Genomic DNA, 21,506 nt, shown 5'->3' with positions numbered 1-21,506 from the left:
ACGCCGTGCTGGACGACAAGCTTCTCAGCATCCTGGTGTGCCCGGCTGACCGTGGCCCGCTGCTGTTAGTCGATGGCCTGCTCTACAACCCGCGCCTGCACAAGGCGTACCGCGTCGAAGACGGCATCCCGGTGTTGTTGGTCGACGAGGCCGTCGACGTCAGCCCGCAGGAGCACGAGCGCCTGATAGCGGGCTCGGCTTCCTAGAGCGTGGGCAAGTCGCCGGTGAGGTAGCGCTGCAGGGTGGGGCCGATCACCGCGGCGATCTGCTCGGGTGGTAGCGAGGCGAACGGCTCGACGACCACGATGTAGCGGGCGATCGCGACACCGAGCATCTGCGAGGCGACGAACTGCACCCGCAGTCGGCCGGTGCCGGCCGGACTGTCGACGCGCGGAGCGATCTCGGCGGTGATCACGTCCTCGATGAACGTCCGGATCAGACCGACGTCGGCACCGGCCAGCATGGACCGCATGGTGGCCACCAGGGCGTCACCCATCTCGGAGTCCCATAACGCGACCAGGGTGGCCGGCAGGGTGTGGCCGAGGTCGGTCAGCGGGGTCTCCCGCATCCGGGCGATCACGACGGTCGGGTCGATCGGCATCCGGATGGCCGCGGCGAACAACTGCTGTTTGGTGCCGAAATAGTGGTGCACCAGCGCCGAGTCCACCCCGGCCGCAGCAGCGATGGTGCGAATCGAGGTCTTGTCGATTCCATTGCGCGCGAACAACTCCCGGGCGTTTGTCAGGATGCGTTCGCGGGTGTCGGAGGTGTTGCCCGCCGGGCGTCCCGGGCGCCTCACGGGGTCCGCCGCCGCAGCGTGGCGGCCGCCAGCGCCAACGCCACCGAAGCAAAGCCGAGCACGACCAGCATGTCGCGCACCGCGATGCCGGTCAGTTCGGTATGAGCGCTGACCTGCTGCAGCGCCTCCAACGCATAGCTGGCCGGCATCGCATTGCTGATCCACTCCAGCCAGGTCGGCATGAGCGACCTGGGCACGATGATCCCGGCCAGCAGCAATTGGGGAACGATCACCACCGGCATGAACTGCACCGCCTGGAATTCGGTGCGCGCAAACGCACTCGCCAGCAGTCCCAGACCCACTCCGAGGATGGCGTTGATCACCGCGATCACGAACACCCACAGCGGGCTGCCCTCGGTCTGGAAGCCGAGCAGCCAGAACGACACCACACATGCCAGGGTGGCCTGCGCTGCCGCGGCGAGGGAAAACGCGCTGCCGTAGGCGGCGAGCAGGTCGAGGCGGCGCAGCGGAGTGGTGAGGATGCGCTCCAACGTGCCGGAGGCCCGCTCGCGCTGCATGGTGATCGAGGTGATGAGGAACATCACGAACAACGGAAACAGGCCGAGCAGGATCAGGCACGCATTGTGGAACGGCGAGACGGCGCCGGGCCTGCTCGGCACATCGGAGAACATGAAGTACATCAAGGCGATCACCGCGCTGGGGACGACGAGGATCATCGCGATGCTGCGGTGATCTGACCGAAGCTGCCGCAAGATCCGGGTCGTCGTCGCAAGGTAGGCGCGCGGGCTCAGCCGGTTGGGCTGGCGGTGGTGCGCCGGATGACGGACAGGAACGCTTCCTCCAGTGATGGACATCCGGTGTCCTCTCGTAGCCGGGTGGGTGTGGTGTGGGCCAGCAGTCGGCCTTCACGCATGAGCAGCAGGTCAGCACAGTGGTCGGCCTCATCCATCACATGGCTGGACACCAGCAGCGTGGTACCGCGGCGGGCCAGGGCATGAAACTGTGACCACAGGTCGGCACGGAGGACGGGGTCGAGGCCGACGGTCGGCTCGTCGAGCACTAGCAGGTCGGGACGGCCGACCAGGGCACAGGCCAGCGAGACCCGGGCCCGTTGGCCACCGGAGAGGTTGCCGCAGTACGCGGACGCGTGATCGCCGAGCCCGACGCTGTCGACTGCCTCGTCGGCGGCCGAGCTGTGTGCGCCGTAGAGCGCGGCGAAGTAGCGCACGTTGTCTGCGACCTTCAGGTCGTTGTAGATGGTCGGGTCCTGGGTGACGTAACCCACCCGGCGCCGAAGTGGGGGAGATCCTGCCGGGTGACCGAGCACCGTCACCGTGCCCGACGCGACGATCTGGGTCCCGACGATGCTGCGGATCAGTGTGGTCTTGCCACAACCGGATGGCCCGAGCAGGCCGGTCACCGTCCCGCGGGCGATGTCGACGGAGAAGTCGTGCAAGGCGACCCGCTTGCCGCGGAGCACCCGCAGATTCCGGATGTGTACGGCTCCGTCCGACTGCCCGGACAATAATTCATCATTCGATGAACTCATCACAGGGTGAATAATGCGCCCGGCATGTCGCCTTGTCAACGAAAACGGGCACAATCCCTGTCGTGACCGCCGAGCTACTGACCACCGACCCGGTGAGGGCCGCCCGGCGACTGCTCGGTGGGGTGATCAATTGCCGCGGGGTGAGCGCGCTGATCGTCGAGGTCGAGGCCTACGGCGGACCACCGGACGGGCCATGGCCGGATGCGGCCGCGCATTCCTACCGTGGGCCCACGGTTCGCAACACCGTCATGTTCGGGCCGCCCGGTCGGCTCTACACCTATCGCAGTCACGGCATCCACGTCTGTGCCAATGTGTCGTGCGGCCCGGACGGTGCTGCGGCCGCCGTTCTGTTGCGGGCGGCGGCCATCGAATCGGGGTTCGAGGCGGCGCAAACCAGACGGGGAACATCGGTTCGTGCGTTCGACCTTGCCCGCGGCCCGGGCAATCTGTGTTCGGCGCTGGCGATCGGGATGGACGACAACGGGGTCGACGTCTTCGACGCCGGGTCGCCGGTCACGGTGCACCTCGGCCACCCCGGCCCGGACAGCTGCGGGCCGCGGGTCGGAGTCAGTCAGGCTGCCGATCGGCCCTGGCGGTTCTGGCTGACCGGACGTCCGGAAGTGTCTGCCTACCGGCGCAGTCCGCGTGCCCCACAACCGGGCGCGAGCGACTGAGCCAGTCCGATACGGGAAGATCAACCCATGAGCACGACGATTCTCGACGAGTTGGGTTGGCGGGGGCTGATCGCGCAGTCCACCGATCTCGATGCACTGGCCGCCGCGGCGGCCCAGCCACCGATGACGGTCTATGCCGGATTCGACCCCACCGGGCCGAGCTTGCATGCGGGACACCTTGTTCCGTTGCTCACACTGCAGCGTTTTCAGCGGGCCGGTCACCGTCCGATCGTGTTGGCCGGTGGCGCAACGGGATTGATCGGTGATCCACGTGATGTCGGCGAGCGGACCATGAACACCACCGACACGGTGGCCGAGTGGTCCGACCGCATCCGCGGCCAGCTCGAGCGGTTCGTCGATTTCGACGGCTCTGCGACGGGTGCGATCGTCGAGAACAACCTGAACTGGACCGGCCAACTCAGTGCCATCGAGTTCCTGCGCGACATCGGCAAGCACTTCTCGGTGAATGTGATGCTCGACCGGGACACCATCCGCCGCCGGCTCGACGGCGACGGAATCTCCTACACCGAGTTCAGCTACATGCTGCTGCAGGCCAACGACTACGTGGAGTTGCACCAGCGGTACGGCTGCTCACTGCAGGTCGGCGGCTCCGATCAGTGGGGCAACATCATTGCCGGTGTTCGATTGGTCCGGCAGAAGTTGGGCGCGGCCGTGCACGCGATGACCGTGCCGTTGGTCACATCTGCCGACGGCACGAAATTCGGTAAGTCCACCGGTGGCGGCAGCCTTTGGCTGGACCCGGAGATGACCAGTCCGTATGCCTGGTACCAGTACTTCGTCAACACCGCCGACGCCGACGTGATCCGGTATTTGCGCTGGTTCACGTTCCTTTCGGCCGACGAGTTGGGGGAGTTGGAGGTGGCCACCGCTGAGCGACCGCACGAGCGGGCTGCCCAGCGCCGACTGGCCCAGGAGCTCACGACGCTGGTGCACGGCGAGCAGGCGACCGCCGCGGTCGAGCACGCGTCACAGGCATTGTTCGGCCGCGGTGAGCTGTCGCGATTGGACGAGGCGACCCTGGCGGCCGCGCTGCGGGAGACGTCGGTGGCCACCCTCGAACCTGGCGCTCCGGACGGAATCGTCGACCTTCTGGTGGCCACCGGGCTCTCGGCCAGCAAGAAGGAGGCCAAGCGCACTATCGCCGAGGGCGGGGTGTCGGTCAACAACGTCAAGGTCGACACCGATGACTGGGTGGCACAACCGTCCCACTTTCTGCACGGCAGCTGGTTGGTGCTGCGGCGCGGGAAGCGGAATATCGCTGGGGTGCAGCGGGTTTGAGCCAGGTGAGCGAGTTCGAAACGCCGATCTAGCAGGCGATTTGACTCGCTGTTAGCACTCACGTAACTTATTCCAAGTCAGAGCGGCCCGGCCAAGCCGGGGAGCGCGAAGACCTCCCGGGAATCAAACCTGGAAACAGGGTTGTTCCTCTTGTCCGCACGATATCTACGCGGCCTTCGGGTCGCGGGGTTACTGCGCGGTCGAGTGGGTGACTGGGGTGTGTTGTTTGAGAACTCAATAGTGTGTTTGGTGGTTTTTGTTTGTTGTTTTTTGCCGCATTCTGATACCCCCGTGTTGGGGTGTGGCTTTTTGATGCCAGTTTTGGTGTCTTTTTGTTAGGTCAGATTTTCTCTGATTGTGAATTCGCCATGCTTTTGTGTGGGGTTTTTGTTTGGAGAGTTTGATCCTGGCTCAGGACGAACGCTGGCGGCGTGCTTAACACATGCAAGTCGAACGGTAAGGCCCTTCGGGGTACACGAGTGGCGAACGGGTGAGTAACACGTGGGTGATCTGCCCTGCACTTTGGGATAAGCCTGGGAAACTGGGTCTAATACCGAATATACCCTGCTGGTCGCATGGCCTGGTGGGGGAAAGCTTTTGCGGTGTGGGATGGGCCCGCGGCCTATCAGCTTGTTGGTGGGGTGATGGCCTACCAAGGCGACGACGGGTAGCCGGCCTGAGAGGGTGACCGGCCACACTGGGACTGAGATACGGCCCAGACTCCTACGGGAGGCAGCAGTGGGGAATATTGCACAATGGGCGCAAGCCTGATGCAGCGACGCCGCGTGAGGGATGACGGCCTTCGGGTTGTAAACCTCTTTCAGCAGGGACGAAGCGCAAGTGACGGTACCTGTAGAAGAAGGACCGGCCAACTACGTGCCAGCAGCCGCGGTAATACGTAGGGTCCGAGCGTTGTCCGGAATTACTGGGCGTAAAGAGCTCGTAGGTGGTTTGTCGCGTTGTTCGTGAAAACTCACAGCTTAACTGTGGGCGTGCGGGCGATACGGGCAGACTGGAGTACTGCAGGGGAGACTGGAATTCCTGGTGTAGCGGTGGAATGCGCAGATATCAGGAGGAACACCGGTGGCGAAGGCGGGTCTCTGGGCAGTAACTGACGCTGAGGAGCGAAAGCGTGGGGAGCGAACAGGATTAGATACCCTGGTAGTCCACGCCGTAAACGGTGGGTACTAGGTGTGGGTTTCCTTCCTTGGGATCCGTGCCGTAGCTAACGCATTAAGTACCCCGCCTGGGGAGTACGGCCGCAAGGCTAAAACTCAAAGGAATTGACGGGGGCCCGCACAAGCGGCGGAGCATGTGGATTAATTCGATGCAACGCGAAGAACCTTACCTGGGTTTGACATGCACAGGACGCCGGCAGAGATGTCGGTTCCCTTGTGGCCTGTGTGCAGGTGGTGCATGGCTGTCGTCAGCTCGTGTCGTGAGATGTTGGGTTAAGTCCCGCAACGAGCGCAACCCTTGTCTCATGTTGCCAGCACGTTATGGTGGGGACTCGTGAGAGACTGCCGGGGTCAACTCGGAGGAAGGTGGGGATGACGTCAAGTCATCATGCCCCTTATGTCCAGGGCTTCACACATGCTACAATGGCCGGTACAAAGGGCTGCGATGCCGTGAGGTGGAGCGAATCCTTTCAAAGCCGGTCTCAGTTCGGATCGGGGTCTGCAACTCGACCCCGTGAAGTCGGAGTCGCTAGTAATCGCAGATCAGCAACGCTGCGGTGAATACGTTCCCGGGCCTTGTACACACCGCCCGTCACGTCATGAAAGTCGGTAACACCCGAAGCCGGTGGCCTAACCCGTAAGGGAGGGAGCCGTCGAAGGTGGGATCGGCGATTGGGACGAAGTCGTAACAAGGTAGCCGTACCGGAAGGTGCGGCTGGATCACCTCCTTTCTAAGGAGCACCACGAGAATCAGGCCCGCCCACATCGTGTGGGGGTTCGGTGTTCTGATCGATTCGTTGGATGGCCCTTTTTCACCTGTAGTGGGTGGGGGTCTGGTGCACGACAAGCAAAGTATCTGCGGCCGGGGCCTCGAGGGGTTTCCTTGAGCGGTTCGTGGTGCTGCCAAACACACTGTTGGGCTTTGAGACAACAGGCCCGTTTTTCCCTGGCCCCTGTGTGGGGTGGGAGGCGTGTTGTTGCTCCATCTTTGGTGGTGGGGTGTGGTGTTTGATTTGTGGATAGTGGTTGCGAGCATCTAGCACGCAGGGGTTTGCACCGGTCTTCGGGTTGGTGTGGCTGTTGTGTGTTGATGTGCAATTTTTCCTAATCTCATTTTTTGGTTTTGTGTTTGTAAGTGTTTAAGGGCGCATGGTGGATGCCTTGGCACTGGGAGCCGATGAAGGACGTGGGAGGCTGCGAAATGCCTCGGGGAGCTGTCAACCGAGCGTTGATCCGAGGATGTCCGAATGGGGAAACCCGGCACGAGTGATGTCGTGTCACCCGCATCTGAATACATAGGGTGCGGGGGGGAACGCGGGGAAGTGAAACATCTCAGTACCCGTAGGAAGAGAAAACAATTGTGATTCCGTGAGTAGTGGCGAGCGAAAGCGGAGGATGGCTAAACCGTATGCATGTGATACCCGGCAGGGTTGTGTGTGCGGTGTTGTGGGACGTTTCGTCTTCGGTCTGCCGGCCGGGGCAGGAGTGATAAACCGTTGTGTTAGGTGAAGTGACCTGGGATGGTCTGCCGTAGTGGGTGAGAGCCCCGTAACCGAAAACATGACGGCTTCTGTGGAATGTTTCCCGAGTAGCAGCGGGCCCGTGAAATCTGCTGTGAATCTGCCGGGACCACCCGGTAAGCCTGAATACTTCCCAGTGACCGATAGCGGATTAGTACCGTGAGGGAATGGTGAAAAGTACCCCGGGAGGAGTGAAATAGTACCTGAAACCGTGTGCCTACAATCCGTCAGAGCCCTCCTTCGTGGTGGGGTGATGGCGTGCCTTTTGAAGAATGAGCCTGCGAGTCAGGGACATGTCGCGAGGTTAACCCGGGTGGGGTAGCCGTAGCGAAAGCGAGTCTGAATAGGGCGTATCCACACAACAGTGTGTGGTGTAGTGGTGTGTTCTGGACCCGAAGCGGAGTGATCTACCCATGGCCAGGGTGAAGCGCGGGTAAGACCGCGTGGAGGCCCGAACCCACTTAGGTTGAAGACTGAGGGGATGAGTTGTGGGTAGGGGTGAAAGGCCAATCAAACTCCGTGATAGCTGGTTCTCCCCGAAATGCATTTAGGTGCAGCGTCGCGTGTTTCTTACCGGAGGTAGAGCTACTGGATGGCCGATGGGCCCCACAGGGTTACTGACGTCAGCCAAACTCCGAATGCCGGTAAGTCCAAGAACGCGGCAGTGAGACGGCGGGGGATAAGCTCCGTGCGTCGAGAGGGAAACAGCCCAGATCGCCGGCTAAGGCCCCTAAGCGTGTGCTAAGTGGAAAAGGATGTGCAGTCGCAGAGACAACCAGGAGGTTGGCTTAGAAGCAGCCACCCTTGAAAGAGTGCGTAATAGCTCACTGGTCAAGTGATTGTGCGCCGATAATGTAGCGGGGCTCAAGCACACCGCCGAAGCCGCGGCAACGTATTCATACGTTGGGTAGGGGAGCGTCCTGCACCCAGTGAAGCAGCCTGGTAATGGAGCTGTGGAGGGTGTGGGAGTGAGAATGCAGGCATGAGTAGCGATAAGGCAAGTGAGAACCTTGCCCGCCGAAAGACCAAGGGTTCCTGGGCCAGGCCAGTCCGCCCAGGGTGAGTCGGGACCTAAGGCGAGGCCGACAGGCGTAGTCGATGGACAACGGGTTGATATTCCCGTACCCGTGTGTGAGCGCCCAATGATGAATCAGAGGTACTAACCGCCCAAATGGTGGCCTATCCACTCCTTCGGGAGTGGAAAGTCGCCGGCTGCGCGGGACCTTCTTTGGTAGTAGTCAAGCGATGGGGTGACGCAGGAAGGTAGCCGTACCAGTCAGTGGTAATACTGGGGCAAACCTGTAGGGAGTCAGATAGGCAAATCCGTCTGGCACATATCCTGAGAGGTGATGCATAGCCGAGTGAGGCGAATTCGGTGATCCTCAGCTGCCGAGAAAAGCCTCTAGCGAGCACACACACGGCCCGTACCCCAAACCGACACAGGTGGTCAGGTAGAGAATACCGAGGCGTACGAGTGAACTATGGTTAAGGAACTCGGCAAAATACCCCCGTAACTTCGGGAGAAGGGGGACCTCCTACTGTCATGGCCCTCGCGGCCGGCAGCGGTGGGGGGTGGCACAAACCAGTGAGAAGCGACTGTTTACTAAAACACAGGTCCGTGCGAAGTCGCAAGACGATGTATACGGACTGACGCCTGCCCGGTGCTGGAAGGTTAAGAGGACCCGTTAACCCTTGGGTGAAGCGGAGAATTTAAGCCCCAGTAAACGGCGGTGGTAACTATAACCATCCTAAGGTAGCGAAATTCCTTGTCGGGTAAGTTCCGACCTGCACGAATGGCGTAACGACTTCTCAACTGTCTCAACCATAGACTCGGCGAAATTGCACTACGAGTAAAGATGCTCGTTACGCGCGGCAGGACGAAAAGACCCCGGGACCTTCACTATAGCTTGGTATTGGCGTTCGATACGGTTTGTGTAGGATAGGTGGGAGACTGTGAAACTCACACGCCAGTGTGGGTGGAGTCGTTGTTGAAATACCACTCTGATCGTATTGGACTTCTAACTTCGAACCGTATATCCGGTTCAGGGACAGTGCCTGGTGGGTAGTTTAACTGGGGCGGTTGCCTCCTAAAATGTAACGGAGGCGCCCAAAGGTTCCCTCAACCTGGACGGCAATCAGGTGTTGAGTGCAAGTGCACAAGGGAGCTTGACTGCGAGACGGACATGTCAAGCAGGGACGAAAGTCGGGACTAGTGATCCGGCACCCCCGAGTGGAAGGGGTGTCGCTCAACGGATAAAAGGTACCCCGGGGATAACAGGCTGATCTTCCCCAAGAGTCCATATCGACGGGATGGTTTGGCACCTCGATGTCGGCTCGTCGCATCCTGGGGCTGGAGCAGGTCCCAAGGGTTGGGCTGTTCGCCCATTAAAGCGGCACGCGAGCTGGGTTTAGAACGTCGTGAGACAGTTCGGTCTCTATCCGCCGCGCGCGTCAGAAGCTTGAGGAAAGCTGTCCCTAGTACGAGAGGACCGGGACGGACGAACCTCTGGTCCACCAGTTGTCCCACCAGGGGCACCGCTGGATAGCCACGTTCGGACAGGATAACCGCTGAAAGCATCTAAGCGGGAAACCTTCTCCAAGACCAGGCTTCTCACCCATTTAGTGGGATAAGGCCCCCCGCAGACCACGGGATCGATAGACCAGACCTGAAAGCGCAGTAATGCGTGCAGGGAACTGGCACTAACCGGCCGAAAACTTACAACAACCAACAACACCACAAAATGTTGGAAACCTTCCTCGCAACCACACCACACCAGTCAAACAACAAGACTGCACCCCACCACCAAAACACACTCACACAAAGTGAATAGAGTTACGGCGGCCATAGCGGCAGGGAAACGCCCGGACCCATCCCGAACCCGGAAGCTAAGCCTGCCAGCGCCGATGATACTACCCAACCCGGGTGGAAAAGTAGGACACCGCCGAACACACATTAGGAAACGCCCCCCGAGAAATCGGGGGGCGTTTCTCTATTCGCGTTTGAATTGCATTTCCGTGAATCGAAGAATGCCGAATTGTGGCCCTCTCGGTGCTGCCCGTATCCTTTACAGGTGGTTGACGACAGGCAAGGCAATTCCGGTGGGCGCCCGATCCGGCGTCCCGCCGGTGCGAACGGCGCTGCAGGCCGCGATCGTCGAGGACCCAATGCGCCGTATCGGTCCGGGGCCGGACGCGCCCGCCAAGCCCAGCCGCAGCACCGGCCCGAGGCCGACGAGACCGCGCGGGCCAGTGGCCCGCGTATCCCGGAATCGATCGAAGCCAAACAGCTCGCACCTGAGATCCGTGGCGAGCTTTCGACGTTGGACCGCGCCACCGCCGATACCGTCGCCCGTCATCTGGTTGCCGCCGGCGAGCTGATCGACGAGGACCCGGAAGCCGCGCTCGCCCATGCGCAAGCGGCCCGCGCCCGCTCCGGGCGTATCGCCGCGGTCCGCGAGGCTGTCGGTATCGCCGCCTACCAGTGCGGTGATTGGGCGCAGGCCCTCTCGGAGTTCCGTGCGGCCCGCCGCATGGGCAGTAAGTCGCAGCTGCTGCCGCTGATCGCCGACTGCGAGCGCGGTGTCGGACGGCCGGAACGCGCCATCGAGTTGGCCCGCAGCCCCGAAGCCGCGGAGCTCACCGGTGACGACGCCGACGAGATGCGAATCGTCGCAGCCGGCGCCCGTGCAGACCTCGGCCAGCTCGACCAAGCTCTTGCGGTGCTGTCCAGCCCGCAGCCCGATCCCTCGCGCAGCGGCACCACCGCGGCGCGGCTGTTCTATGTCTACGCCGAGACGCTGCTGGCCCTCGGCCGCTCCGACGAAGCCCTGCAGTGGTTCATCCATGCCGCTGCCGCGGACGTCGACGGTGTCACCGACGCCGAAGACCGGGTCGGCGAGCTGGCCTGACGTGACAACGCTTGCGCAGCAACACGATTGCCTGCTGCTCGATCTCGACGGCACCGTCTTTCGCGGGCACGAGCCGACCGAGGGCGCCATCGATGCCCTCGATCGGGCCGACACCCGCACGCTCTTCGTGACCAACAATGCCTCCCGTGCCGCCGACGAGGTCGCCGACCATCTGCGTGAGCTCGGGTTCACCGCTTCGGCCGAGGACGTGGTGACCAGCGCCCAGAGCGCCGCCGGTCTGCTGGCCCAGCAGTTGCCTGCCGGCGCCAAGGTGCTCGTGGTCGGCACTGATGCGCTTGCCGGGGAGATCAGTGCGGTGGGTCTGCAACCGGTGCGATTGTTCGCCGACGATCCGGTGGCCGTGGTGCAGGGTCACTCGACCACCACTGACTGGGCCATCCTCGCCGAAGCAGCGCTGGCGATCCGGTCCGGTGCCCTGTGGGTCGCGGCCAACGTCGATCGCACGCTTCCGACCGAACGCGGCCTGCTGCCGGGGAACGGATCGATGGTCGCCGCACTGAAGACCGCCACCGACGCCGAGCCCCAGGTCGCGGGCAAACCGGCCCCGGCATTGATGCGAGATGCGTTGGCCCGCGGCTCCTTCCACAGCCCGCTGGTCGTCGGGGATCGACTCGACACCGATATCGAGGGCGCCAATGCGGCCGGGCTGCCCAGCCTGATGGTGCTCACCGGCGTCAACGACGCCGCTGACGCGGTTCACGCCCGTCCTGATCAGCGGCCAACGCTGATCGCGGCGGACCTCCGCGATCTGCACAGCGATGCCGCTGTCTTGGCGGTGGCCGCGCACCCAGCCTGGCGGACTGAAACGGCCGGCCGCACCGTCACTGTCTTCACGGCCGGCAGCGAGACCGATGATGCGTTGTCGATCGTGCGGTCCACCGCCCGCGCCGTATGGGACGCGGCACCCGCCGGAGAGACGGTGACTGTCGCCGCCGGCGACGACACCGCCCGCGCCGCGCTGGAACGCTGGTCACTGCTGACGGCGGCTGATCGGCTAGCGTGAACGGTGAGATGAACACCGATCCTGATCAGATCCGCACCGAGGTCGATGCTGTGCTTGCCGAACTCCCCAGCATCGAGGGCGACGCCGCTGACCTCGACATCGACGAGGTCGGTCGGCGGCTGGAGGATGCACACCAAATCCTGGTTCGTGCGCTGGAGTCGGTGGAGAAAGGCTGAGGTCGGCGTGGCGCGGCGTGCCCGGGTTGACGCAGAACTGGTCCGTCGCGGCCTGGCGCGGTCGCGCCAGCAGGCCGCTGAACTGATCGGCGCCGGCCGTGTGAGTATCGACGGGATGCCCGCGGTCAAGCCCGCGACGGCGGTATCGGTCACCGCCAATCTGACCGTCGAGGGCGATGACGAGAAGACGTGGGTATCGCGCGGCGCCCACAAACTGATCGGTGCATTGGACGTTTTCGGAATCGACGTGGTGGGCCGGCGCTGCCTGGATGCCGGCGCCTCGACCGGCGGCTTCACCGAGGTGCTGCTGGACCGCGGCGCCACCGAGGTCGTCGCCGTTGACGTCGGCTACGGGCAACTGGCCTGGTCGCTGCGCTCGGATGAGCGAGTACGGGTGATCGAAAGGACCAACGTCCGGGACCTCGCCCCGGAGGCCATCGGCGGCCAGGTCGACATCGTCGTCGCCGACCTGTCGTTCATCTCCCTGGCCACCGTGCTGCCCGCTCTGACCGCATGTGCGCAACCGACCGCCGATATCGTTCCCATGGTGAAGCCGCAGTTCGAGGTCGGCCGCGATCAGGTGGGCTCCGGAGGTGTGGTGTCCGATCCGCAGCTGCGGGCTACCGCGGTGCTGGCGGTGGCCGCCCGCGCCGAAGCCCTCGGTTGGCAGACCGTGGACGTGACGGCCAGCCCGCTGCCGGGTCCGTCTGGCAATGTCGAATACTTCTTGTGGTTGCGCGCCCAGACCGATCGCGCGCTGCTGGGAACCGAACTGGACGCCGCGGTGCGCCGCGCCGTCGCGGAAGGACCGCAATGACACAGGAGCGGGTGGTCCTGCTGGTCGTCCATACCGGCCGTGAGGACGCCGCCGACACCGCGCGTCGCGTCGAAAAGGTGTTGAGCGACAACGGGATCGGACTGCGTGTGTTGTCCGCCGATGCCGTCGACCGGGGCTCGATCCAGATCGACCCTCCTGACCTGCGTGCGCTGGGGCCCGACCTGGAGGTGGTCGACGCCGACGAACGGGCCGCCGAGGGGTGTGAACTCGTGCTGGTGCTCGGCGGGGACGGGACGTTCCTGCGTGCCGCCGAACTGGCCCGCAACGCCGAGATCCCGGTGCTCGGGGTCAACCTCGGCCGGATCGGCTTCCTCGCCGAAGCCGAAGCCGAGGCCATCGACGTGGTGCTCGAGCACGTGGTGTCGCGCACCTACCGCGTCGAACAGCGCATGACCCTCGACATTGCCGTGCGCGTCGAAGGGCAGGTGGTCTCCCGCGGCTGGGCGCTCAACGAGGCCAGCCTGGAGAAGGGCACCCGCCTCGGGGTCATCGGTGTGGTTCTCGAGATCGACGGGCGGCCGGTGTCGTCATTCGGCTGTGACGGGGTGCTGGTATCGAGCCCCACCGGCTCGACGGCCTATGCGTTCTCCGCCGGTGGCCCGGTGGTGTGGCCGGACCTGGAAGCAATCCTGGTGGTGCCCAACAACGCCCACGCCCTGTTCGCGCGGCCGATGGTGACCAGCCCGCACGCGGTGATCGCCATCGAGATCGACGCCGACAGCCACGATGCGCTGGTGCTCTGCGACGGCCGCCGCGAGATGCGCGTGCCGGCCGGCGGCCGCCTCGAGGTGACCAAGTGCAGCACCCCGCTGAAGTGGGTGCGGCTGGACAGCGCGCCGTTCACCGACCGCCTGGTGCGCAAGTTCCGCCTGCCGGTCACGGGCTGGCGCGGGCGGTAGGCCGACGATGCTCGCCGAGATCCGGATCCAGTCGCTGGGTGCGATCAGCGCCGCGACGGCCGAGTTCGACAAGGGCCTGACCGTGCTCACCGGGGAGACCGGCACCGGCAAGACCATGGTGGTCACCAGTCTGCACCTGCTCGGCGGTGCCCGCGCCGACGCCTCCCGGGTGCGCTCGGGTGCTGACCGGGCGGTGGTTGAGGGACGGTTCACCACCGCGGACCTCGACCCGGTGACCGCTGCCCAGATCGACGAGATCCTCGACGCCTCCGGGGCTGACCGCGACGACGACGGCAGCATCATCGCGCTGCGTTCGGTCAGCCGGGGCGGGCCGTCGCGAGCCAATCTCGGTGGCCGCAGCGTGCCGGCCAAGTCCCTGACCACGTTCACCAACGGGCTGCTCACTCTGCACGGGCAGAACGACCAGTTGCGGCTGATGCGTTTCGACGAGCAGCGCGCGGCGCTGGACCGGTTCGCCGGCGTCGAGACCAAACTCGAGCGCTACAAGAAGGTCCGCAATGAGTGGCAGATCGCCCGCCGCGACCTCGTCGACCGCACCAACCGGGCCCGTGAGCTCGCCCAGGAAGCCGACCGGCTCAAGTTTGCGCTGACCGAGATCGACGGGGTCGACCCGGCGCCGGGCGAGGACGAGACACTGGTCGCCGATATTCGCCGGCTCTCCGAGCTCGATGCGCTGCGCGAGGCTGCGGCCGGCGCCCGCGCCGCCCTGTCGGCGTCGATGGACGACGTCTCCGACGGCGAACCGCACTCGGCCACCGACACTCTCGGGCGGGCGATCGGCCTGCTGCAGTCCACCGACGACGCCACGCTGGCGGGCCTGGCCCGCCAGCTCACCGAGGTACTGACCGTCGTCGGCGATGCCGCCCGCGAACTCGGCGACTTCCTCGCTGAACTGCCCGGTGACGCCAGCTCGCTGGAGTCCAAGCTGGCCCGCCAGGCCGAGTTGCGGAGTCTGACCCGCAAGTACGCTGCCGACGTCGACGGGGTGCTGCGCTGGGCGGCGGAGTCCCGCACCCGGCTGGCGCAGCTGGACGTCTCCGAGGAGGCGCTCGGTGGTCTGGCGCGTCGGGTCGAGGAACTTGCCGCCCAGGTCGCGGCCGCGGCCGGTGAGCTCTCCAAGGCGCGGGCCAAGGCGGCCAAGGGGCTGGCCAAGGCCGTCACAGCGGAGCTCGCCGGGCTGGCGATGGCCGACGCCGACTTCACGGTCACGGTCTCGACGATGCCCGCCCGTGACGACGACACCGCACCGCTGCGGCTGCCGTCCGGCGAACTGGCGCACGCCGGTGGCGACGGTGTGGACCTGGTCGAGTTCGGCTTCACCGCCCATCGCGGTACCGATGTGCTGCCGCTCAACAAGAGTGCCTCCGGCGGCGAACTGTCGCGGGTGATGTTGGCGCTGGAAGTGGTGCTGGCCGCGTCCGCCGAGGGCACGACGATGGTGTTCGACGAAGTCGATGCGGGTGTGGGCGGGCGAGCCGCCGTCCAGATCGGGCGTCGGCTGGCCCGGTTGGCGCGCAGCCATCAAGTCATCGTCGTCACCCACCTGCCGCAGGTCGCCGCGTACGCCGATACCCATCTGGTGGTCGAATCGGGCCGCAACGGCGCCAGCGAGGTGCGCAGGCTCGATGACGAGCAGCGGGTGGCCGAGCTGGCCCGCATGTTGGCGGGGCTGGGGGAGTCCGACACCGGGCGGGCGCATGCCCGGGAGCTGTTGGCTGCCGCCGGCCAGGATCGCATCGCGACCTGAGCCCGGGCTTCAGGTGAGTCTGATGACCACGGCGTAGCCGTCGTGGTCGCCGGTGGTGGTCCGGCCCGACAGCGTGTTGTTCATGTCGAGTACGCCCAGATCGGTTGCACCACTGGCGATCAGGCCATCACGAACGGCGTCGCGGGCCTGGTTGAACGAGACATAGACATGGGTCGGGACGATGTAGACAAAACCGGTACCTTCGCGGCTGAAGTTCGCGGTCCAGACGAAGCCGGAGCCGTCCGGGGCCGGTGTTGAGCCGAATACCCGACCGTGGTCGTTGGTCAGCAGCCAGTGCGCGTTGGCGAAAGCCTGAAGTGGTGCGGTGGGCTGCTGGCCGTAGCTGATCCCGTTGATCACCGCGCGATATCCCGCGGCGTGGATCGGTTCGGGCGGGAAGCCGGCGGCCGTCAGGGCGGTGTTGAGTTTCGTTGCTGACTCTGCGGCGGTGGCCGACGTCGGGTCGACGATGACGACGTTGATCGGCTGATAGAGGGTAACGAGCGGGAATCCTTGGTTGGGCCAGTCGGCGGGGCCGTCGCTGGAGGTCAGCATCCACTTCCCGAGGTTTCCGTACGGGGTCTGTGTCATATCCCCGGAGCGGGGCCGGACCGATTCGGTTCGGAGCAGGTTGCGCACCTCGGCGAACCACTTGGTGATGGTGGTGACTACTTCAGGAACCGGCGGTTTCGCCACTGCCGGCGATCGAGGGGCAGGCCGGCCAACACCGTCGATCGCTTGGCGACGAGCCGGGTGCGGACCCGGCGTCGGCGAACCTGCTGGCGTAGTGACGAGACGGGTGACCGTGGGCGTTTGTCTGGCGGGCCGCGCCGACGCGCGGGCGGTGGGTTCCCGCGGCGCGGAGTGGGCTGAATCGGCGGGACGTGTCGATCCGTGGTCTGGGGTGTCGGCCTGAGCGATGCCTTGGCCGCTGACAAGTGCTGCGCCGAGCCCGACTGCGGCGAACACGCCCGCAATCCATGGTGCGGCCGCTGCTGTCGGCATTGCGAGCACCTCCCGCGCTGGTGAACTGACCGTACCTACTGGACGGTGCGGATGGGAAAGCCGCGATGCTCAGCGCACGCGACGAAGCAGGACTGTGACACGACGGGTGTTGCAGTTGTGACAAAAGAAAACTTGTGGGACAGATGTTACGGCGCGCCTCCACCTCTACTTGAGGGTTGACCGACAGAATCGGCCCATGAAGATGTCAGCGCTTCTTTCACGTAATACCAGCGCACGCCCGGGTGTCACGGGGACAGCCCGCGTCGACCGCGACATCGACCGCCTGCTGCGCCGCGTCGGTCCCGGTGACATCGTGGTGCTCGACATCCTGGATCTGGACCGGATGACCGCTGACGCGCTCGTGGACGCCCGGGTTGCCGGGGTGGTCAACGTCTCGCCGTCGATCTCCGGCCGTTACCCGAACCTGGGGCCGGAGGTCTTGGTGGCCAACAACATCGCGCTGATCGACAGCGTCGGTGCCGAGGCATTCAAGAAGATCAAGGACGGCGCCAAGATCCGCCTGCACAACGGCGGCGTCTACGCCGGCGACCGTCGCCTGGTGCACGGTGTGGAGCGCAGCGACGAAGAGATCGCCGACCTCATGCACGACGCCAAGACCGGGCTGGTCGCGCATCTGGAAGCTTTCGCGGGCAACACGATCGAGTTCATCCGCAGTGAGAGCCCGCTGCTGATCGACGGCATCGGTATCCCCGATATCGACGTCGACGTCTATCGCCGCCACGTCCTGGTGGTGGCCGACGGAGCCGGCGCCGAGGAGGATCTCAAGGCCCTCAAGCCGTTCATCAAGGAGTACCAGCCCGTTCTTGTCGGTGTCGGTGCCGGTGCTGACGTCCTGCACAAGGCCGGCTACCGGCCCGCGCTGATCGTCGGCAACCCCGACTCGATGAGCGCCGACGTGCTCAAGAGCGGCGCCCAGGTGGTGCTGCCTGCCGACGCCGACGGACACGCCGTCGGTCTGGAGCGCATCCAGGACCTCGGGATCGGTGCGATGACGTTCCCTGCCGCCGGCTCGGCCGCTGACCTGGCACTGCTGCTGGTCGATCACCACGGCGCCGCACTGATCGTCACAGCCGGACACTCGGCCACCATCGAGGAGTTCTTCGACCGTTCGCGCCAGCAGAGCAATCCGTCGACGTTCCTGACCCGGCTCAAGGTCGGCGAGAAGCTCGTCGACGCGAAAGCCGTTGCCACGCTGTATCGCAACCACATCTCCGGTGGTGCCATCGCCATGCTGGTGCTGGCGGTGCTCTTCGCGATCATTGCCGCTCTGTGGGTGTCTCGGGCTGATGCGGTGGTGATCGACTGGATCGTCAATTACTGGAACCGCTTCACGCTGTGGGTGCAGGCCTGGGTGACATAGCCCGGCCGCAGAGCAGAAAGGCTCATCGGCTGTGATTTCGCTACGCCACCATGCCATTTCACTGGCAGCGGTGTTCCTTGCCCTGGCCCTTGGCGTCGTGCTCGGCTCGGGGGTGCTCTCCGATACGTTGCTGTCCGGGCTGCGCAGTGAGAAGCAGGATCTGGCCAACCAGATCAATGCGTTGACCGACCAGCGCAACGCTCTCAACGAAAAGCTGAGCGCCGCAAACGAATTCGACACCCAGATGTCGGGGCGCATCGTGCGCGACGCACTGGCGGGCAAGACGGTGGTGATCTTCCGCACCCCGGATGCCGACGATGACGATGTCAAGGCGATGAGCCGGGTCGTCGGCCAGGCCGGTGGCGCGGTCACCGCGACGGTGGCGCTGACCCAGGAGTTCGTCGCCGCCAACTCCGCGGAGAAGTTGCGCACCGTGGTCAGCTCGTCATTGCCTGCCGGTGCCCAACTGAGCACCACGATGGTCGACCAGGGATCCCAAGCCGGTGACCTGCTCGGGATCGCCCTGCTGATCGACCGCAACCCGGAGATCAAACCGGTTGACGACCAGCAGCGCGATACCGTGCTGGCCGCCATGCGCGAGACCGGCTTCCTGGCCTATCAGGGCGACCACATCGGCGCTGCCAACACCGCCATCGTCGTCACCGGTGGGGCGCTGGGCGACGACGCGGGCAACCAGGGCTCCACCGTCGCCCGCTTTGCCGCCGGGCTGGCCCCGCACGGCACCGGCACGGTACTGGCCGGCCGCGACGGATCGGCCACCGGGACGTCTGCGGTCGCGGTGACACGCGCCGATGCCGGCATGGCGGCCGCGGTGACCACCGTCGACGACATCAACGTCGAGTCCGGCCGGATCACCGTGGTGCTGGCCCTGCAGAAGCTGATCGGCGGCGCGCCGTCGGGACAGTTCGGCAACGGGCCCGGGGCAGCCTCGCTCACCGTGCCGCAGTAACCCAGAGGTAGCGGGGACGTAACGCAGCCCACTGGCGTGTTAGCGACGGCTTGTCGGTGTCGGTGTTAAGGTGAGTTTCCGTGGGTCGGCAGGCCCCAACTAGGTCTCGAATTCTTTCAAGCCCTGGAAAACACAAGCCCTGCGCCGAATCACGGAGGTTGCTCTTGCCACCCTTGCGCAAGCACCCACAGGCCGCGACCAAGCATCTCTTCGTCACGGGCGGTGTGGTTTCGTCGCTCGGCAAGGGTCTCACCGCGAGCAGTCTCGGTCAGTTGCTGACCGCGCGTGGACTGCAGGTGACGATGCAGAAACTGGATCCGTACCTCAACGTGGACCCGGGCACCATGAACCCGTTCCAGCACGGTGAGGTGTTCGTCACCGAGGACGGTGCCGAGACGGACCTCGACGTCGGCCACTATGAGCGGTTCCTGGACCGCGACCTGTCGCAGTCGGCCAATGTCACCACCGGCCAGGTGTATTCGACGGTCATCGCCAAGGAGCGCCGCGGCGAGTACCTGGGTGACACCGTGCAGGTGATCCCGCACATCACCGACGAGATCAAGCGCCGGATCATGGCGATGGCGCTGCCCGACGCCTCCGGTAACCGCCCTGATGTGGTGATCACCGAGATCGGTGGCACGGTCGGCGACATCGAATCGCTGCCGTTCCTCGAGGCCGCCCGCCAGGTGCGCCACGAGGTCGGCCGGGAGAACTGTTTCTTCCTGCACGTCTCGCTGGTGCCGTACCTGGCGCCTTCGGGCGAGTTGAAGACCAAACCGACCCAGCACTCGGTGGCCGCGCTGCGCAGCATCGGCATCTCCCCGGACGCGCTGATCCTGCGCTGCGACCGCGATGTGCCCGAGCCGTTGAAGAACAAGATCGCGCTGATGTGCGACGTGGACGTCGACGGCGTGATCTCCACCCCCGACGCGCCCTCGATCTACGACATCCCGAAGGTGCTGCACCGCGAGGAACTCGACGCCTACGTGGTGCGCCGGCTGAACCTTCCGTTCCGCGACGTCGACTGGTCGGAGTGGGACGACCTGCTGCGCCGGGTGCACGAGCCCAAAGAGACCGTGCGAATCGCGTTGGTGGGCAAGTACATCGACCTGTCCGATGCCTACCTGTCGGTGGCCGAAGCGCTGCGCGCCGGTGGATTTGCGCATCGGGCCAAGGTCGAGATGCGCTGGGTGGCCTCCGACGACTGCGAGACCGACAGTGGTGCGGCCGCCGTGCTCGACGACGTGCACGCCGTGCTGATCCCCGGAGGGTTCGGCATCCGCGGCATCGAGGGCAAGATCGGTGCCATCCGTTATGCGCGCCACCGCGGTCTGCCCGTGCTCGGGTTGTGCCTTGGTCTGCAGTGCATCGTGATCGAGGCGGCCCGCTCGGTGGGGCTCGCCGAGGCCAACTCTGCTGAATTCGAGCCGGATACACCGGATCCGGTGATCTCGACCATGGCCGACCAGCGGGACGCGGTGGCCGGTGCGGCCGACCTTGGCGGCACGATGCGCCTCGGTGCCTATCCCGCGGTGCTGGAGGCCGGGTCGATCGTTGCGCAGGCCTACGATTCCACCCGGGTGTCGGAGCGTCATCGGCACCGCTACGAGGTCAACAACGCCTACCGTGACCGCATCGCCAAGAGCGGATTGAAGTTCTCCGGCACCTCGCCGGACGGTCATCTCGTCGAATTCGTCGAGTATCCGCGCGAGGTCCACCCGTTCCTGGTCGGCACCCAGGCCCACCCGGAGCTCAAGAGCCGCCCGACGCGCCCGCATCCGCTGTTCGTCGCCTTCATCGGCGCGGCCATCGATTACAAGGCGGCCGAACGGCTTCCGGTGGAGATCCCCGAGCAGCACTCCAACGGCAAGGAGCATCCCGACACCGCGGCACCGGCGCTGCCCGATCAGGTTCCAGAACACGTCAGCCGTGGCTAACCACGACTTCGACACCGTCTCCTCTGAAACCGTCTACCGCGGAAAGATTCTCGCGCTGCGTACCGATCAGGTGCGGATGCCCGGCGGCAAGACCGCCGCGCGGGATGTCGTGGAGCATTTCGGTGCCGTAGCTGTGGTCGCCGTGGACGACGACCGTCGCGTCGCGATGGTCTATCAGTACCGCCACCCGGTGGGCCGACGACTGTGGGAGCTGCCCGCCGGGCTTCTCGACGCGGAAGGCGAGGACCCTGCGGTGACTGCGGCGCGCGAGCTGCACGAAGAAGCCGGCCTGGCCGCCGAGCAGTGGAGTGTGCTGGCCGACATGGTGACATCGCCGGGGTTCAGCGATGAGGCGGTGCGGGTGTACCTGGCTCGCGGGCTGACCCACATCGAACGTCCGGAGGCCGACGACGAAGAGGCCGACCTCACCCTGCACTGGGTTGACATCGAACACGCCGCGCAGCAGGTACTGGCCGGTGAGATCGTCAATTCTATTGCAGCCGTGGGCATTCTGGCTGCACATGCGGTGATCGTCGACGGTAAGCCCACCCGCCCGGTCGACGCCCCGTGGCCGGACCGGCCCCGCGCGTTCGCCGCCCGTCAGGAGGGCGCGTGACGAC

17 protein-coding genes and 3 rRNA genes are annotated in these 21,506 nt (G+C 65.0%); 16 read left to right on the top strand and 4 right to left on the bottom strand.

Annotated elements, in window-relative coordinates:
* Positions 1-5 precede the first annotated feature (5 nt).
* Positions 6-206, top strand: coding sequence for a Trm112 family protein (locus G6N35_RS08070; protein WP_163807545.1), 201 nt, complete (start codon positions 6-8; stop codon positions 204-206).
* Here G6N35_RS08070 and G6N35_RS08065 read toward each other — a convergent pair.
* From G6N35_RS08065 to G6N35_RS08055, 3 genes are read right to left on the bottom strand one after another with little or no spacing between them, the layout of a single operon-like run.
* A complete protein-coding gene (locus G6N35_RS08065) occupies positions 203-799 on the bottom strand; it encodes a TetR/AcrR family transcriptional regulator (protein WP_163803784.1) in 597 nt (198 codons plus the stop codon). The genes G6N35_RS08070 and G6N35_RS08065 overlap by 4 nt on opposite strands.
* On the bottom strand, positions 796-1,614 hold the full coding sequence (locus tag G6N35_RS08060) for an ABC transporter permease (protein ID WP_163803783.1): 819 nt from the start codon (positions 1,612-1,614) through the stop codon (positions 796-798). The genes G6N35_RS08065 and G6N35_RS08060 overlap by 4 nt, the downstream gene beginning before the upstream one ends.
* Complete coding sequence (locus G6N35_RS08055) at positions 1,548-2,312, bottom strand: ABC transporter ATP-binding protein (protein ID WP_163803782.1); 765 nt, start codon at positions 2,310-2,312, stop codon at positions 1,548-1,550. Before G6N35_RS08055 ends, G6N35_RS08060 begins: the two co-directional genes overlap by 67 nt.
* Positions 2,313-2,362: 50 nt before the next feature.
* On the opposite strand from G6N35_RS08055, the gene G6N35_RS08050 reads away from it, so the two are divergent.
* The 11 genes from G6N35_RS08050 (at position 2,363) to recN (ending at position 15,593) form a co-directional block, all read left to right on the top strand.
* On the top strand, positions 2,363-2,983 hold the full coding sequence (locus G6N35_RS08050) for a DNA-3-methyladenine glycosylase (protein WP_246224564.1): 621 nt from the start codon (positions 2,363-2,365) through the stop codon (positions 2,981-2,983).
* A gap of 27 nt (positions 2,984-3,010) precedes the next feature.
* Positions 3,011-4,282, top strand: a complete 1,272-nt coding sequence (gene tyrS, locus G6N35_RS08045; RefSeq protein ID WP_163803780.1) for a tyrosine--tRNA ligase — start codon at positions 3,011-3,013, stop codon at positions 4,280-4,282.
* A gap of 388 nt (positions 4,283-4,670) precedes the next feature.
* Positions 4,671-6,191 (top strand): 16S ribosomal RNA (locus G6N35_RS08040).
* A 398-nt stretch (positions 6,192-6,589) separates the two neighbouring features.
* A 23S ribosomal RNA gene (locus tag G6N35_RS08035) occupies positions 6,590-9,704 on the top strand.
* 110 nt (positions 9,705-9,814) lie between these two features.
* Positions 9,815-9,928: ribosomal RNA gene (gene rrf, locus G6N35_RS08030) — 5S ribosomal RNA — on the top strand.
* The 16S, 23S and 5S rRNA genes sit together here, the layout of an rRNA operon.
* Positions 9,929-10,051: 123 nt before the next feature.
* Positions 10,052-10,888: a tetratricopeptide repeat protein gene (locus G6N35_RS08025; RefSeq protein ID WP_163803779.1), complete on the top strand. Its 837-nt coding sequence runs from the start codon at positions 10,052-10,054 to the stop codon at positions 10,886-10,888.
* Between the two features lies 1 nt (position 10,889).
* Positions 10,890-11,912 carry an HAD-IIA family hydrolase gene (locus G6N35_RS08020; protein WP_179967328.1) on the top strand — a complete coding sequence of 341 codons (1,023 nt, stop codon included), beginning with the start codon at positions 10,890-10,892 and terminating at the stop codon, positions 11,910-11,912.
* 8 nt (positions 11,913-11,920) lie between these two features.
* Positions 11,921-12,088, top strand: a complete 168-nt coding sequence (locus G6N35_RS26885; protein WP_170313120.1) for a hypothetical protein — start codon at positions 11,921-11,923, stop codon at positions 12,086-12,088.
* 7 nt (positions 12,089-12,095) lie between these two features.
* A complete protein-coding gene (locus G6N35_RS08015; protein ID WP_163803777.1) occupies positions 12,096-12,905 on the top strand; it encodes a TlyA family RNA methyltransferase in 810 nt (269 codons plus the stop codon).
* Positions 12,902-13,825: an NAD kinase gene (locus G6N35_RS08010; RefSeq protein WP_163803776.1), complete on the top strand. Its 924-nt coding sequence runs from the start codon at positions 12,902-12,904 to the stop codon at positions 13,823-13,825. The genes G6N35_RS08015 and G6N35_RS08010 overlap by 4 nt, the downstream gene beginning before the upstream one ends.
* A gap of 7 nt (positions 13,826-13,832) precedes the next feature.
* Positions 13,833-15,593: a DNA repair protein RecN gene (gene recN, locus G6N35_RS08005; RefSeq protein WP_163803775.1), complete on the top strand. Its 1,761-nt coding sequence runs from the start codon at positions 13,833-13,835 to the stop codon at positions 15,591-15,593.
* Between the two features lie 9 nt (positions 15,594-15,602).
* Here recN and G6N35_RS08000 read toward each other — a convergent pair whose 3' ends face one another.
* The gene (locus G6N35_RS08000; protein ID WP_163803774.1) at positions 15,603-16,289 is read right to left on the bottom strand and encodes a hypothetical protein; all 687 of its coding nucleotides are present in this window, start codon (positions 16,287-16,289) and stop codon (positions 15,603-15,605) included.
* A 505-nt stretch (positions 16,290-16,794) separates the two neighbouring features.
* Between G6N35_RS08000 and steA the strand changes: the two genes are divergently transcribed.
* The 4 genes from steA (at position 16,795) to G6N35_RS07980 (ending at position 21,502) form a co-directional block, all read left to right on the top strand.
* On the top strand, positions 16,795-17,979 hold the full coding sequence (steA, locus tag G6N35_RS07995; RefSeq protein ID WP_163803773.1) for a putative cytokinetic ring protein SteA: 1,185 nt from the start codon (positions 16,795-16,797) through the stop codon (positions 17,977-17,979).
* 31 nt (positions 17,980-18,010) lie between these two features.
* Positions 18,011-18,949, top strand: a complete 939-nt coding sequence (locus G6N35_RS07990) for a copper transporter (RefSeq protein WP_163803772.1) — start codon at positions 18,011-18,013, stop codon at positions 18,947-18,949.
* 164 nt (positions 18,950-19,113) lie between these two features.
* Complete coding sequence (locus G6N35_RS07985; protein WP_163803771.1) at positions 19,114-20,886, top strand: CTP synthase; 1,773 nt, start codon at positions 19,114-19,116, stop codon at positions 20,884-20,886.
* A complete protein-coding gene (locus G6N35_RS07980) occupies positions 20,879-21,502 on the top strand; it encodes an NUDIX domain-containing protein (RefSeq protein WP_163803770.1) in 624 nt (207 codons plus the stop codon). The genes G6N35_RS07985 and G6N35_RS07980 overlap by 8 nt, the downstream gene beginning before the upstream one ends.
* Positions 21,503-21,506 lie beyond the last annotated feature (4 nt).

This window comes from Mycolicibacterium anyangense (genome assembly GCF_010731855.1).
In the GTDB taxonomy this organism is placed as follows: Bacteria; Actinomycetota; Actinomycetes; order Mycobacteriales; family Mycobacteriaceae; genus Mycobacterium; species Mycobacterium anyangense.
This window is presented reverse-complemented; position numbering and strand designations above follow the sequence as displayed.